The following is a 15,033-nucleotide window of genomic DNA, read 5'->3' on the forward strand; positions in this document are numbered from 1 at the left end:
CCCGTGACGACCAGCACGCTCTCGCCCGAGCAGGTCCGCACGACGACCACACGGGGCCACGCGCGGACGGCGACGAGCCAGACCGACGGCGAGCGGACGGGCCGGACTCCCCCGCCACCGCCACCGCTCACCCAACGCGCACCCGCCCTCGACGGCCTGCGGACCATCGCGATCCTCGCCGTGATCCTGTACCACCTGCACGTCCCGCAGTTCGAGGGCGGCTTCATCGGCGTGACGGTGTTCTTCGTGCTGTCCGGCTTCCTGATCACCACGCTGCTGCTCGGAGAACGTCGGCGCACCGGTCGTGTCCGGCTGGGGTCGTTCTGGCTCAAGCGCCTGCTCCGGCTCTACCCCGCGCTGCTCGTGTTCGTCTCGGTGGGCCTGCTGCTGTGGAACTGGGTCGGTGACTACAAGGGCGCGTCGTTCTCGGCCGGCGAGGCCGGGGTCATCGCCCTGACCTACACCGGCAACCTCTTCCGCGCGTTCTGGGACACCACGCAGGGCGTGTTCGCACACACGTGGAGCCTGTCCATGGAGGAGCAGTTCTACCTGGTCTGGCCACCCGTGCTCGTGCTGGTCGGGGCGCTGCGGACCCGACGGCACTGGCTCCTGGCCGGGCTCGGGGTCGTGGTGGTCGGGGCGTCGGCGGCGTCGTGGGCGAGCTACCAGACCCCGAGCGGCGGTGCCACCCCGGACGTGTACTTCTCGCCGGTGCTCGGCGTCGTGCCACTCGCGATCGGGTGCGCGCTCGCGCTGCTGCTCGACGACGAACGGGCACGGGTCCGGGCAGCCGGGATCGCCGGACACGTCGCGACCTGGCTCGGCCTCGGTCTCCTGGTGGGTGTGCTGCTCCGGATCGACGACGACTGGACGCAGCACGCCTGGACCTTCGGTGTCGTCCTGCCGGTCACCGGATTGATCTCGGCGGTGCTCATCGGTGGGCTGGTGTCGGTGCGCTCGCCCGTCGCCACCGCGCTGAGCTGGACCCCGGTGGCGTGGTTCGGACGAAGGGTGTCGTACTCGGCCTACCTGTGGCACCCGCTCGTCATCGCGCTGTTCGGCACGTTCGCGATCGGAGCGTGGGGCACGGTCGGGCTGATCGGCGTCGTGCTGCTCGTGTCGATCGGTGCCGCCTCCGCGGTCGAGGTCCCGGTCGAGCGTCTCCGGCACCGGCTGCGCTCGAGCAGTGCAGCTGGACGCGGCTCGGCCGTCCGACCGTAGGCTCGGGCCCGTGACCACGGAGCGCACCGACGTCCTCGTCGTCGGCGGCGGTCCCGTCGGCCTCTTCCTCGCCGCGCTGCTGGCTGCGCGCGGTGCCACCGTGCAGGTGTGGGAGCGTCGCCCCGGCCCGCCCGAGGGATCCCGCGCCATCGGCATCCACGCGCCGTCCCTGGACGCCTTCGCCGAGGTCGGGCTCGACGCCCCGGTGCTCGCCGAGGCCACCCTCGTGCGCACCGGCGTCGCCCGGAGCCGTGGGCGGACGCTCGGCACGCTGACGTTCGACCGCGCCTCGGACACCCACCCGTACGTCGCGACGCTCGACCAGCACCGCACCGAGTCCCTGCTGCGGGACCGGCTCGCCGAACTGGACCCGACCGCGCTGCGCACCGGGACGACGGTGACGGGCCTGACCCGCCACCGCGACCACGTCGACGCGGTCGGCAGCGGCCCGGACGGCACAGCGGTCGCCGTGCGCGCGGCCTTCGTGGTCGGGGCCGACGGCGCGAGGAGCGTCGTCCGTGACCTGCTCGGCATCGGCACCACCGGACGCGACTACCCGGACCGCTACGTGATGGGCGACTTCGCCGACCCCGAGGACGCCGACGCGCGGACCGCCGCCCTGGTGGACGTCGGACCCGGTGGCGTCGTCGAGTCCTTCCCCCTGCCGCACGGGCGACGCCGGTACGTCGCACTCGTCCCGGACTCGCTCGCGTTCGCCCCGAGCGGCATCGCGCCCGACCCGGCGACGGCCGCACGACTGGCCGCGATCGTCACGGCACGCACCGGCGTCACGCCGGATCCGTCCACCTGCACGATGCTCAGCGGGTTCCGGGTCCGGCGTCGCGCCGCCGACCGCGTCGGGGTCGGCCGGGTGGTGCTCGTCGGCGACGCCGCCCACGAGATCAGCCCGATCGGCGGGCAGGGCATGAACCTCGGCTGGCTCGACGCGGCCGAACTCGCGCCGTTGCTCGCCGGCGCCGTCCGGACCGGCGTGGCCGGACCGTGGCCGGGGTACGCCGCCCGCCGGCAGGCAGCCGCCCGCCGCGCGGCTCGACAGGCCGAGGCGAACATGGGGCTCGGTCGTCCGCTCGGCACCGTCGCCACCATCGGACGGGAGGCGCTGCTCCGGGCCGTCCTGTCGCTGCCGACCGCGCACGGCCTGGCCCGGCTCTACGCCATGCGCTGGGCCTGACGGCTCGCGTCGGCGCCGGGCACCGCGGTGCGAGCCGCGCGGAAGCGCGTCAGGTGAGGCGCGCGGAAGCGCGTCAGGCGAGCCGCGCGGTGCGTCCCGGGCAGGAGTGCGTCAGGCGACGAGTCGCGCCCCGGCGAAGCCGAGCTCGACGACGAGCACCAGGGACGACGCGATCACGAGCCGGAACAGGGTCCGCGACGCCCGCCCCGCCAGCACCAGTCGGACCCCCACCACGGCGAGCGCCAGCACGACGACCGCCCCGACCACGGCGAGCACGACACCGACGCCACGGACGGGGTCGTCACCGAGCACCTGGCCGCCGAGCACGAGGGCTGCTGCGACCACGAGCGACCCGAACGCCGTGATCCCGGCGCCCCGGAGCCCGAGGCGGTGCGGGAACCCCCGGACCCCGGTGGCGGCGTCGTCGACCAGGTCGGGCAGGACGTTCGTGCAGTGGATCGCGACACCGAACACCGCGCCGGTGGCGATCGCCCACCACGCCGGCCACAGCTGCTCGGGGCCGGCGGACACCGCGACCACGGGCAGCAGTCCGAAGGCGACGACGAAGGGCACGACGGACCACACGGTGCGCTTCAGCCCGGCGTCGTAGGCCCACCCGGCGGCGACGAGCACGAGGTGTGCCACGGCGGCGACGGGGCCGAGGAACAGCGAGAGGACCACGGCGGCTCCGGCCGTCACGAACGCCGCCGTGCGGACCGTCCCGACGGCGATGAGTCCGCGGGCGACGGGCTTGTCGCTCCGGCCCACGGCACGGTCGCGGTCGGCGTCGATCCAGTCGTTGGCCAGGCCGATCGACAGTTGCCCGGCGATCACCGTCAGCGCGACCAGCGCCACGAGCCAGACCGGGTGCCCGACGGCGGCGGCGATCACGGCGGCCAGCACCGTGACCGTGACCGTCGGGCCGGGGTGGGACGAGGCGAACAGCAGTCGCACCACGTGGGGGTCCTGGCCGGAGGTCACCCAGCCAGCGTACGGGCGGGGCGTGCGCGACGGCGCAGACTCCGGCGGCCGAGCACCCCCGAGGCCAGCGCGATGCCGAGCAGCACGACCAGCCCGCCGACGGGCTCGTTCCACCGCACCCGCTCGCCGAGGACGAGCACGCCGAGCGCGACCCCGACCACCGGTGTCAGGTAGGTGACCGTCGACGCCCGACCGGCGCCCCACGCCTGCACCAGCCGCGTGTTCCAGGCGTAGGCCAGCCCCGTACCGACGCAACCGAGCGCGACCATCGCGGCCACGATCCTCCCGTCCAGCTGGATCGGGCCGGTGGCGATGACGGGCGCGACCAGCAGGAGCATGCCCGATGCCAGCGTGAGCTGCACCGTCGCGATCGTGACCGGGTCGTGGGCGCTGCCCACCGCCACGCGCCGGAGGTAGGCGAGTCCGATGCCGTAGGACGCGGTCATGCCGAGCAGCGCCACCTGTCCCGGGACGCTCGCCAGGACCGCGGGGTCGCCGAGCAGGTCCCACGGGCCGACGAGCACGAGCACACCGACGATCCCGACGACGACGCCCGCTACCTGCCGGCCCCGCAGCCGTTCGGACGGGACGAGCACCGCGAGTGCGGCCAGCGTCATGATCGGGGTCGTCGCGTTGTAGATGCTCGCGAGTCCGGACGGCACGGTCTGCTCGGCCCACGCCATCAGCGACGACGGCAGGGCGTTGAGGAAGAACGCGACGACCGCCAGGTGTGCCCACACGCGCAGCTCCCGCGGCCAGCGCCGACGGGTGGCGAGCAGCAGGACGACGAGCGTCACGCCCCCGAGCACGGTCCGCACGGTGGCGACCTGCTGCGGTGCGAGCCCGTCGAGGCCGATCTTCGCGAACAGGAAGCTCGAGCCCCAGGTGAGGGCGACGAGACCGTAGAGGAGGGCGTTCATGTGGCCTAGTGTCGAACCACTCCCGCACATGCGGCAAACGCATGTGGTTCATACCTCCATGAGGAGCACGCATGCCCGTCTCGGTCCCCCAGCTCCGAGCGTTCGTCGCGACGCTCGACGCCGGGTCGTTCACCTCCGCAGCCTCCGTGCTCGGCGTGGGGCAGTCCGCCGTCTCGCACGCCGTCGCCGGGCTCGAGCGCGAGGTCGGCGGGCCGGTCGTCCGTCGCGGTGCGGTCGCGGTCCCGACCCCCCTCGGTGACCGCCTGCTGGCCCACGCCCGCAGCGTGCTCGCCTCGGTCGACGCCCTGGAGGCGGTGGTCCGGCCCGCCACGGCGCGCGGCACCGTGCGCCTCGCGGCCGTCCCCACCGTCTGCCAGGGCCTGCTGCCGCGGCTCCGCGAGCTGTGGGCGGTGACGCTGCCCGACGTCGACGTGCAGGTCTACGAGGGCGACGACGACGAGATGCCCGAGTGGCTGGAGAGCGGGACCGTGGACGCCGCCGTGCTCGTCGACCCCTCCCCGCTGCCCGCTGGCGGCGTGGTCGTCGCCCGGGACGAGATGGCCGCGGTCGTCCGGCGCGACCACCCGCTCGCCGAGCTGCCCGCCCTCACGCTCGACGACCTGCACGAGGACGGTCTGGTCGCGGGAGGCGGCGGGTGCGAGTACCAGATCCAGAAGCTGCACGAGCTCGACGGACGCCCCTTCCGGTACGCCCACCGGGTGCGGGAGATGAGCACCATGTTCGGGATGATCGAGCGGGGCGAGGGGGTGTCGATCGTCCCGACGCTCGGCCGGGTGATGCTGCCGCCGGACCTCGTGATGATCCCGATGGCCAGGCGGCTCGAGCGGACCCTGGTGCTGAGCGGGCCGTCGTCGCGGGACTGGCACCCGTTGGCGAAGGCGTTGGTCGACGCGGTCTGACGAGTTGCACTTGCAAGTGCAACACCGGTACCGTTGAGCCAGTTGCCCACCAACGAACGCGAGAAGGAGACCCGATGCACCAGACGACGACGCCACGGCCCGTCCGCGTCGATGAGGTCGCTCGCGCCGAGGCCGTCGACATCGTCGACCGCGCTGGCGATCGACAGGTCGCGACCGTCGAGCTCCACCTCGACGACGGCACGGAACTCGTGCTCCCGGAGCGACTCGGGGGCTTCGTCGTGAACCTCGTCCGCAGCATGGCCGACGGGGCAGGCATCTCGACGAGCATCCTTCCGGACGAGATGACGACGACCGTCGCCGCCGACGTCATCGGCATCTCCCGACCCACCTTGATGAAGGCCATCGGCCGCGGTGAGATCGCTGCACACACCGTCGGGACCCACCACCGGCTCCGGCGCGCGGACGTCCTCGCAGCCCGAGACGCACGACGGGTCGCCCGCGCTGCGGCAGCTCGCGAACTGCTCGAGTCCGGTGATGCCTTCGACTGACGCCCGGCCGCACTCGGCTTGATATGTGATGCTTCAGCGGGTCTTCGTCGATGCGAACGTCTTCTGTAGCCGGACGTTGCGAGACTGGACGTGCCTGCTCCGACTCCACACCGACGGGATGTTCCAGCTCCACACGACCGAGGACGTGCTGGCCGAGACCACGCACACCCTCCGTCGGCTGCACCCCGACCGACCCGGGTCGGCCGTCTCCCGGCTGCGAGCAGCGATCCTCGCCTCCGTCGACGAGCTCGTCGACGACTTCGACGCCACGGTCGAGTACCACGGAACCGATCCCGACGACCGGCACGTGCACGCCGCCGCGATCGCCTGCGGGGCGCACGTCCTCCTCACGCAGGACCGTGGTCTCCGCGCGACGGATGCAGCGATGTACGAGGTGTACCGCTGTGACGAGTTCTTCAGCCTGGTCGACGACTCGGCGCCGTGGATCGTCCGCGACGTCGTACGCGAGCAGGCGCGGTACTGGTCCAGCCGTCCCCGCGGCGCACGGAAGAGTCTGCCCGGAGCGCTCCGTGACGCCGATTGCCCGACGTTCGCCGGGCGGGTGGAACGACATCTGCGGTTCCTCGCCGGATGACCGTGCGCTGAACGGACGACGAGGACCCCTCGGCAGGATGGACCGATGGCCGAGACGCACGTGAAGACCTTCACCACCCCGGACGAAGCGGCAGCCGAAGCCGCCGGACTCCGGTGGCTCGCCGACGCCGAGGACGCGGGCGGCACCAGGACCGCGCGGGTGCTGAGCCGACCGAGCCCGACCGTGCTCGACCTCGAGCTGATCTCCGACGGCTCCCCCACCGCTGCGCAGGCCGAGCGATTCGGCCGCTCCCTCGCGCACACCCACGCCGCGGGCGCCGACCACTGGGGTGCGCCGCCCGCCGGCTGGACGAAGGGGGCCGCACTGCGGATGGGACGGTCCCGCACCCCGTTCGTCGACGCCGCACACGCACCGGCGACGTGGGGCGAGTTCTTCGCGCAGTACCGGATCCGCGACTTCGTCCGTCGCATCGTCGACGCCGGCGGGCTCGACCACGCCCAGGCCGCGGTGTTCGACCGGGTCGCCGACCGGGTGCAGGACGGCACGCTCGGGTCCCCGCAGCCGGCGCTGGTCGGGGATCGTCCGGCCCGGCTGCACGGCGACCTGTGGGCGGGCAACGTGCTCTGGCCGACGGACTCGTCCGAACCGACCGGGGCGGTGCTCATCGACCCGATCGCGCACGGCGGGCACGCCGAGACCGACCTGGCACTGCTCGGACTGTTCGGGCTGCCGAGGCTGGAGACGGTGCTCGCCGCCTACGACCGCGAGTCGCGGCTCGCCGACGGCTGGCAGGAGCGCGTCGAGTTGCACCAACTCGCGCCGCTGCTGCTGCACGTGTTCCTGTTCGGCGGCTCGTACACGGGGGCGGCTCTGCAGGCGGCGCAGCGGTACGCCTGACCGCGCACCGTGCGGGCTCGCTCGGCCCGTGCGAGGTTGCTCGCCCGGGGACCGGCGCCGCACCGTGCGCGCTCGCTCACTCCGTGCGAGGTTGCTCGCTCCGTGCAGCGCTACAACCGCGCACCGAGCAGGCAACCCGGCACGGGACGGACGACAGAGCACCGTGCGCCACCCCAGCCCCGCCAGCCCCGCGTGCGCCACCCCAGCCAACCGCGCACCGTGCGTCCTTAGCCAGCGCACAGCCGGCGCAGTGCCGCGTTCGGGGAACGCCCCGGATGCTCATCGACATGACCACGTACCCGATACCCTTGACCGACCGAACGGGCTCCGCGCAGACCGACGCGCAGGATCGGCGCCGCAAGCCCGTCGCCCGCCTGTTCCTCGGCGAGCGCGAGGACGCCCGCTGGCTCCGGCCGGCGTTCTGGGCACTCCTCGCAGTGACCGCCGTGGTGTACCTCTGGGACCTCAGCGTCTCGGGGTACGCCAACAGCTTCTACGCCGCCGCCGTGCAGGCCGGCACGAAGTCGTGGGAGGCGTTCTTCTTCGGCTCCCTCGACTCGTCGAACTTCATCACGGTCGACAAGCCCCCGGCGTCGCTCTGGGCGATGGTGTTGTCCGCCCGGCTGCTCGGCTTCTCGAGCTTCAGCCTGCTGCTCCCCCAGGCGCTCATGGCCGTCGGTTCCGTCGCCCTGGTCTGGGGCACGGTCCGCCGCACGCTCGCCCGCGTCGGCACCACGACCGCGAACGTCGGTGCGCTGCTCGCCGGCTTCGTCGTCGCGGCGACCCCGGCGGCGGCCCTGATGTTCCGGTTCGACAACCCGGACGCGTTGCTCGTGTTCCTGATGACCGCCGGCGCGTACTGCACCGTTCGCGCTCTGCCCCGGGGCAGCTGGAAGTGGATCGCCCTGGCCGGGGTCGCCCTCGGCTTCGCGTTCCTGACGAAGATGCTGCAGGGCCTGCTCGTCCTGCCGGCCTTCGGCCTGGTCTACCTCTTCGCCGCCCGCACCGGATGGGTCCGGCGCGTGGTCGGTCTGCTCATCGCCGCGGGTTCCCTCGTGGTCGCCGCCGGCTGGTGGGTCGTCGCCGTGTGGCTGTGGCCCGCGGAGTCCCGCCCCTACATCGGCGGTTCGACGGACAACACCGTCCTCGACCTGGTGTTCGGCTACAACGGCCTCGGTCGGATCTTCGGCGGCTCGGGCAACGGCGGCGGAGGTGGGGGCGGCGGCATGACCGGTGGCACCGCGGGCGGCTCGTTCGGTGGCTCGACGGGCCTGAACCGACTGTTCTCGTCCGAGATGGGGCTCGAGATCTCGTGGCTCCTGCCCGCGGCGCTCATCGCGCTGGTCGTCGGCCTGGTCGTCGTCGGCCGCCGCCACCTCGCCGACCCGGCCCGCGCCGGCCTCGTCCTGTGGGGTGGCTGGCTCCTGGTCACCGGCCTCGTGTTCTCGTACATGTCCGGCACGATCCACCCGTACTACACGGTCGCGTTGGCCCCGGCGATCGCCGGACTCGTCGGCACCGGCGGCGCCCTGCTCTGGCACGCACGAACGCGGTTCGTCGGCCGGATCGGCTTGGCCGCGATGATCGGCGTCACGGCGTTCTGGGGCTGGTGCCTGCTGAACGAGAACCCGACGTGGCTGCCGTGGCTGCGCTGGGTGATGCTCGCCGGCGGCCTGCTGTCCGCAGCACTGATCGTCATCGGCAGCGTGCCGTCGCTGCGCAGGCTCGTCACGATCGGCGTCCTCGCCGGCACCCTGTTCGGACTGTCCGGCACCACCGCCTACGCCCTCGCCACGACGACCGTCGCGCACTCCGGTTCGATCCCGAGCGTCGGTCCGGCGGGCAGCAGCTCCGGCGGCATGGGCGGCGGTGGCACCGGCGGCATGCCGGGAGGCACGGGTGGACCCGGTGGATCGGCCGCCGGTTCCGACAGCGACGACTCCACCATCGACGACGGCTCCCAGCAGGGTCCCGGCGGGACCCCGCCGGAGGGTGCCTCCGGCGAGGCGCCGGAGATGCCGGACGGCACGTCCGGCACGGCACCGGGCAGTGGTCAGGACGACACGGACGACGCGACCTCCGAGGGCGGGCCAGGGACGGGCCTCCAGGCCGGGGGTGGTGGCGAGGGTGCGTCGACCTCCTCCGCCCTGCAGGAGCTGCTCGAGGCGTCCGACGCGAAGTGGGCGGCCGCGGTGAACGGATCGCAGTCGGCCGCGCAGCTCGAACTCGACACCGACACCGCCGTGATGGCGATCGGCGGCTGGTCGAGCGACCCGGCACCGACGCTCGCGCAGTTCAAGGCGTACGTCGCCGACGGTGACATCGGGTACTACGTGTCGTCCGGGTCCGGCGGCGGGATGGGCGGCGGCTCGTCCACCGCCTCGGCGATCCAGGAGTGGGTCGCGGCGAACTACGAGTCGACGACCGTCGGCGGCCAGACCGTGTACGACCTGAGCAGCGCGAAGTGACCGTCGACGAGGGCGCGGTGGATAGGCTCGCGGACGTGACCGGCCAACCGCTGCTGCGCACCGACGGCACCCCCGTCCGCGCCCTCGTCGTCGACGACGAGCACGCCCTGGCCGACGCCGTCGCCCTCGCGTTCGAGGGAGACGGCTGGGCCGTGCGGACCGTGCACCGAGGCCGCGACGTCCTGTTCGCCGCACGGGAGTTCCAACCCGACGTCATCGTCCTCGACGTGATGCTGCCCGACATCGACGGCTTCGAGGTCCTCGACCGGCTCCGGGACTCCCGCGACACCGTCCGTGTGCTGTTCCTCACCGCGCGCGACGCCCCCGAGGACCGCCTCGCCGGACTCACCGGTGGCGGGGACGACTACCTGACGAAGCCCTTCGGCATCGAGGAGCTGCTCGTCCGCGCTCGGATCCTGGCACGGACCTCCGCGCGGGTCGCATCGGTCGACGGGAGCGTGGCGGTGGTGGTCGGTGACCTCCGCCTCGACGAGGATGCCCGCGCCGTCAGCCGTGGCGGCGACCCGATCGAACTCACGCCGACCGAGTACGAACTCCTGCGGCACCTGGCGCGGAACGCCAACCGGGTGCTCTCGCGGGAGCAGCTGCTCGCCAACGTCTGGGGGATGGACTTCGGATCGTCGTCGAACCTGGTCGACATGTACGTGTCGTACCTGCGGAAGAAGCTCGACGCCGGACGTGAGCCGATGCTGCAGACCGTCCGTGGGGCGGGGTACGTGCTGCGGCCGACCACGTGAGCCGCGGACGGGTGCCGTCGTTGCGGTGGCGGGTCGTCGCCGCCGTGGCGCTGCTGCTCGTCGCGACGAACGTCGTCGTGGGGGCGGTGACCGTCGTCGCGTTCCGGGGGTACCTCGTCGACCGTCTCGACGCGGAGCTGTCGACGGCGGCGAACCGGACCCCCGGCGGCCGGGACGGTGCGGAGGCGCCCACCGGACCGCCGCCCGGGTCGTCGTCGTCGGATCGTCCGGATCCGGACAACGCCTTCATCGGAGCGCCCGGACAGTCCGCCGGCACCGTCGTCGCGATCGTCCGCGACGGCGTCGTCGTGCTCGGCGGGTACACCGACAACGACGGCGACCAGCACGGGCTGTCGTCGGCGCAACGGAAGACGCTCACCGCGGTCGACAGCGGCGCCGAGCCCGCGACGATCGACCTCGGCTCGCTCGGCACCTACCGGGTGCAGGCGGTCGGGGACGACGGCGACGTGTTCGTCACCGCGCTGCCCCTCGGCGACCTGGACGCCGCCATCGCACGCCTGCTGCTCGTCATCGGGATCGTCACGGTGCTCGGCCTCGTCGCCGCCGCGTGGGCGCTCGCACTGCTCGTGCGGCGCTCGCTCCGGCCACTCGAACACGTCGCCGCGGTCGCCTCCGGGGTGACCGCCCTCGACCTGGAACGCGGCGACACCGACATCCCGGCGCGGGTCGCCGACGCCGACCTGACCGCGAACCGCGAGGTCGGACAGGTCGGCACCGCACTGAACCGGCTGCTCGGGCACGTCGCCCGCGCACTCACGGTGCGCCGCGACGCCGAGGCCGGCATGCGGACCTTCGTCGCCGACGCCTCGCACGAGCTGCGGACCCCGATCGCCACTGTCCGCGCGTACGCCGAGCTGTCGGAGCGGACCTCCGACCTGGACGCCGTACACCGCAACGTCGAACGGATCGGACGCGAGGCAGTCCGGATGGGCGACCTCGTCGACGAGCTGCTCCTGCTCGCACGGCTCGACGCCTCGGCCCTGGCGTCGGGGGCTCCCGTCTCCCCGCTCGTGCGCGAGCCGGTCGACCTGACGTCGCTCGTGGTCGAAGCGACGATGGACGCCCGAGCCACCGCACCCGGGCACCGGTGGACGCTGCAGATCGTGGACGACGAGCCGCTGCTCGTGGCCGGCGACGAGGTGCAGCTCCGACGGGTGGTCACGAACCTGTTGACCAACGCCCGGACGCACACGCCGCCGGGGACTGTCGTCGTGGTGTCGTTGCAGTCGGTGCCCAGGTCTGCGTCTGCGTCTGCGTCTGCGTCCGCGTCTGCGTCTGCGTCGGACGGTGCCGTCGTCCGCTTCGTCGTGGCGAACGACGGGCCCCCGATCCCCGCCGAGTCCCTGCCGACCCTGTTCGACCGGTTCACCCGGGGTGAGGCCTCACGCTCGCGGGAGCACGGGACGAGCGGCCTCGGGCTCGCGATCGTGCGGGCCGTGGTCGTGGCGCACGGCGGCAGCGTGCGGGTCGCGTCCGAGCCGGGCCGGACCGCGTTCACCGTGGACCTTCCGGGGCCGCCCGACGTGCTCGCCGAGCTCGTCCCACTCGCCGAGTGAGCAGAAGACGTCGAGTCCCGCGACCCGATTCGACGTCTTCTGCTCACCCGATGCGGCCGGGCCGGAGGATGGCACACCATCGCGGCGCTGGACGGATCGTCAGACGATCGTCCAACGTCCGGGCCGAACGCGTGCAGCCGGACAACCAGCGACGCAGGCTGGGTCCTGTCCGAGCAAGACGACCCGACCGGGTCACCACTGCAGAGATGGGAACACGATCATGAACTCGTTCAAGCGCACGTCCGTCAAGCTCCTCGCCGGTACCGCCCTCGGCGGCGCCGTCATCGCCGGGGCGTTCGTCGCCGCACCGGCACAGGCCGCCGAGCCCGCACCGAGCACCTCGGCCTCCGTCGGCGGCAACGTCAACGTCAACCTCGACCCGGTCGCGATCGTCAACGCGATCAAGGACGCCGTGAACGACCAGAGCGACCGCGGCGGCGCCGTGCAGGCAGCGCTCGACGTCGGCTACTGGAACGCCGGCAACCCCGACCGCCTCACCGTCGCGGTGGTCAACAAGAACCAGGACATCACGGTGTCCGGCGACGTCGCGGACGCACAGTCGATCGACATCAAGGGCGGCAACTACGTCATCTACTGGTTCAAGGGCCCCGGATCGATCACGAACAACGGTGACGGCGGCTGGCTGAACTGGGGTGCGTTCGGCAACATCGAGCGCATCGACAACGTCATCCACGTGAACGGCGGCTGATCCACCGGCGCTGCAGCGACGCCCCCGGGGACCTCGGTCTCAGGGGGCGTCGTCGTGCGTCGGCGCTTCGATCGCCGACGGCGGCTTGCGCGCAGCCAGCCGGAGGTCCCGCCGAGACCGGATCCAGCCCCGGACGAAGGCGACCGACACCAGCGCCGTCCGGTTCGGCGCGTTCCACGACTTCATCAGCCGCCCGAGGTGCCAGGCCACGGCCTGCCGGCTGTACGCGGTCTCCTTCGCGATGGCGTCGTTCGAGAGCCCGCGGGCGGCGAGCGCCAGCATCCGTTCCTCGGTCTCGTCCAGGCCGGGCGCCGACGCCACCAGGTCGATGTCGTCGGTGCCGAGCGCTGTCGTCGCGTCTCCCGACGCGCCTCCCCGGTGCTGCGCCCAGGCCTCGGCCCAGCACGAGCCGAGTTCGTGGGCGACGAGTGAGGCTCGGCTCATCGCGAGCATCGTCCGGCCGGCGTGGTCGATCGTCGTCGCGTGCTCGCGGGTGGCCGTGTGCATGACGAGGGCGAAGACACGGATGGCGGGCAGGGCGCCGCGGAGCACGACCGAGACGTCGACCTGCGGGTCTCCGGCGCTGGCGGCTGCGACCTCGCGCAGCCGGACGAGGCAATCGGGATCGAGCGGCTCACCGTGCTCGACGGCCCGCAGCGCCGCGGGGAGCACGAGCGGGACGATCTGCTCGTAGCGACGCCGGAGCCAGTCGTGCCCGTCGGGTCGGATGCCGTGCAACGGTGGCGCGAGCAGCAGTTCCTCGAACTCCGGACACCGTTCGTCGAGCGCCAGGCCCAGCCGCTCCCCCGGGAGCAGCACGGCCGTCCGTCGTGCGTCGTCGCGCTCGGTCGTCATCGTCCGTCGACCGTATCCGGACAACAGGTGTCGTGTCCGCTGCGTTCACGTGGTGTTCGTTCTTACCCGGGCCACAGCGCCCTGCCTCGGCCCCCGTAGCCCCGCTGCCGAGCATGAGCGGCATGACGGAGACGAACCAGACCCTCGACATCGACATCGTCGTCCCCTGCTACAACGAGCAGGACACGCTCGCGGCCCACGTCCGACGCCTGCACACCTTCTGCCGGACGTCGTTGCACCACACCTGGCGGATCACGATCGCCGACAACGCCTCGACCGACGACACCGCGCGCATCGCCGACGACCTGGCTGCCATGCTGCCCGGCGTGCACGCGGTCCACCTGGCCGAGAAGGGCCGTGGCCGGGCGCTGAAGGCCGTGTGGGGTGCTTCCCCGGCAACCGTGCTCGTGTACGTGGACGAGGACCTGTCCACCGACCTCGCCGCCCTCGAGCCGCTCGTCGCACCGCTGCTCTCCGGGCACTCCGACCTGGCGATCGGCACACGGCTGGCGGACTCGTCGCGTGTCGTCCGGGGCAGCAAGCGCGAGTTCATCTCCCGCTCGTACAACCTGCTGCTCCGCACGACGATGGGGGTGTCGTTCTCGGACGCGCAGTGCGGGTTCAAGGCCGTCACGAAGCGGGCGGCGGAACGGCTGCTGCCGTTGTGCGAGGACGACGCGTGGTTCTTCGACACCGAGATGCTCGTGCTGGCCGAGCACGCGGGGCTGCGCATCCACGAGGTGCCGGTGGACTGGGTCGACGACGTGAACTCGTCGGTGCAGATCGCCTCGACCGCCACGGAGGACCTGAAGGGCATGTGGCGCGTCTCGCGGGGCATCGCCACCGGGCGGGTGCCGGTGGGCACCGTGTACGACGCGATCGGCCGTCGACCGTTCACGCCGCCGCACGTCGGGTTCCTCGGGCAGGTGCTGCGCTTCGGCGCCATCGGGGTGCTGTCGACCGTGGCGTTCGCGGTGCTGTACGCCCTGTTCCGTCCGGCGATCGGGGCACAGACGGCGGACTTCCTCGCCCTGCTGCTGACGGCGATCGGCAACACCGCGCTGAACCGTCGCTTCACCTTCGGGGTGCGCGGACGTGCCGGTGCTGGTCGGCACCACGTGCAGGGGTTGGTCGTCTTCGGCATCGCGTGGGCGATCACCTCTGGATCGCTGGTCGTGCTGCACAGCAGCGTGCCGGGAGCCTCGCACGGTGCCGAGATCCTGGTGCTGACGGCCGCCAACCTGTTCGCGACGTGCGTCCGGTTCGTGCTGTTCAAGGCGTGGGTGTTCCGCAGCGGTCGTCGTCGTCCCGAGCTCATCCGCCCGGGGACGACCCCCGCCGCCGACGCCAGCACCGCGGCGACCGAGCCGATCGCCGTCGACGAGCGGACCGGCGAGCGCGCAGCCTGACACCGTGCCGGGCTGTCCACCCGGTGCGCGGTTGTTCGGCACGCGCGGGCCGCCGCACCGT

General features: G+C 72.7%; 14 protein-coding genes. 11 read left to right on the forward strand and 3 right to left on the reverse strand.

Features of this window, described 5'->3' with window-relative positions; all coding sequences use genetic code 11:
• Positions 1-3: 3 nt before the first annotated feature.
• Together KZI27_RS16545 and KZI27_RS16550 are read left to right on the forward strand one after the other, a co-directional pair.
• Positions 4-1,221 (forward strand): acyltransferase family protein, encoded by a 1,218-nt coding sequence (locus tag KZI27_RS16545; RefSeq protein ID WP_222658478.1) that lies wholly within the window; start codon positions 4-6, stop codon positions 1,219-1,221.
• A 10-nt stretch (positions 1,222-1,231) separates the two neighbouring features.
• The gene (locus KZI27_RS16550) at positions 1,232-2,413 is read left to right on the forward strand and encodes an FAD-dependent oxidoreductase (RefSeq protein ID WP_222658479.1); all 1,182 of its coding nucleotides are present in this window, start codon (positions 1,232-1,234) and stop codon (positions 2,411-2,413) included.
• Positions 2,414-2,524: 111 nt separating this feature from the next.
• On the opposite strand, the gene KZI27_RS16555 is transcribed toward KZI27_RS16550, so the two are convergent.
• Positions 2,525-3,394, reverse strand: a complete 870-nt coding sequence (locus KZI27_RS16555) for a UbiA family prenyltransferase (protein ID WP_261783942.1) — start codon at positions 3,392-3,394, stop codon at positions 2,525-2,527.
• A complete protein-coding gene (locus KZI27_RS16560; protein ID WP_222658480.1) occupies positions 3,391-4,314 on the reverse strand; it encodes a DMT family transporter in 924 nt (307 codons plus the stop codon). The genes KZI27_RS16555 and KZI27_RS16560 overlap by 4 nt, the downstream gene beginning before the upstream one ends.
• Before the next feature lie 71 nt (positions 4,315-4,385).
• On the opposite strand from KZI27_RS16560, the gene KZI27_RS16565 reads away from it, so the two are divergent.
• The 8 genes from KZI27_RS16565 to KZI27_RS16600 all read left to right on the forward strand — a co-directional run bounded on the left by KZI27_RS16565 (position 4,386) and on the right by KZI27_RS16600 (position 12,708).
• Complete coding sequence (locus KZI27_RS16565; RefSeq protein ID WP_222658481.1) at positions 4,386-5,234, forward strand: LysR family transcriptional regulator; 849 nt, start codon at positions 4,386-4,388, stop codon at positions 5,232-5,234.
• A 74-nt stretch (positions 5,235-5,308) separates the two neighbouring features.
• Positions 5,309-5,743, forward strand: a complete 435-nt coding sequence (locus KZI27_RS16570) for an excisionase family DNA-binding protein (protein ID WP_222658482.1) — start codon at positions 5,309-5,311, stop codon at positions 5,741-5,743.
• A gap of 28 nt (positions 5,744-5,771) precedes the next feature.
• Complete coding sequence (locus KZI27_RS16575) at positions 5,772-6,338, forward strand: putative toxin-antitoxin system toxin component, PIN family (protein WP_261783943.1); 567 nt, start codon at positions 5,772-5,774, stop codon at positions 6,336-6,338.
• Positions 6,339-6,383: 45 nt separating this feature from the next.
• Positions 6,384-7,196: a fructosamine kinase family protein gene (locus KZI27_RS16580; protein WP_222658484.1), complete on the forward strand. Its 813-nt coding sequence runs from the start codon at positions 6,384-6,386 to the stop codon at positions 7,194-7,196.
• Positions 7,197-7,504: 308 nt separating this feature from the next.
• The gene (locus KZI27_RS16585) at positions 7,505-9,664 is read left to right on the forward strand and encodes an ArnT family glycosyltransferase (RefSeq protein WP_261783944.1); all 2,160 of its coding nucleotides are present in this window, start codon (positions 7,505-7,507) and stop codon (positions 9,662-9,664) included.
• Between the two features lie 35 nt (positions 9,665-9,699).
• A complete protein-coding gene (locus KZI27_RS16590) occupies positions 9,700-10,422 on the forward strand; it encodes a response regulator transcription factor (RefSeq protein ID WP_315971200.1) in 723 nt (240 codons plus the stop codon).
• Positions 10,419-11,999 (forward strand): sensor histidine kinase, encoded by a 1,581-nt coding sequence (locus KZI27_RS16595; protein ID WP_222658486.1) that lies wholly within the window; start codon positions 10,419-10,421, stop codon positions 11,997-11,999. Before KZI27_RS16590 ends, KZI27_RS16595 begins: the two co-directional genes overlap by 4 nt.
• Positions 12,000-12,219: 220 nt before the next feature.
• The gene (locus tag KZI27_RS16600) at positions 12,220-12,708 is read left to right on the forward strand and encodes a hypothetical protein (protein WP_194646936.1); all 489 of its coding nucleotides are present in this window, start codon (positions 12,220-12,222) and stop codon (positions 12,706-12,708) included.
• A 39-nt stretch (positions 12,709-12,747) separates the two neighbouring features.
• On the opposite strand, the gene KZI27_RS16605 is transcribed toward KZI27_RS16600, so the two are convergent.
• Positions 12,748-13,563: a helix-turn-helix transcriptional regulator gene (locus tag KZI27_RS16605; RefSeq protein ID WP_222658487.1), complete on the reverse strand. Its 816-nt coding sequence runs from the start codon at positions 13,561-13,563 to the stop codon at positions 12,748-12,750.
• A 113-nt stretch (positions 13,564-13,676) separates the two neighbouring features.
• Between KZI27_RS16605 and KZI27_RS16610 the strand changes: the two genes are divergently transcribed.
• Positions 13,677-14,972 carry a bifunctional glycosyltransferase family 2/GtrA family protein gene (locus KZI27_RS16610; RefSeq protein WP_222658488.1) on the forward strand — a complete coding sequence of 432 codons (1,296 nt, stop codon included), beginning with the start codon at positions 13,677-13,679 and terminating at the stop codon, positions 14,970-14,972.
• Positions 14,973-15,033: the final 61 nt, after the last annotated feature.

The sequence above is a fragment of the Curtobacterium sp. TC1 genome (assembly GCF_019844075.1).
In the GTDB taxonomy this organism is placed as follows: Bacteria; Actinomycetota; Actinomycetes; order Actinomycetales; family Microbacteriaceae; genus Curtobacterium.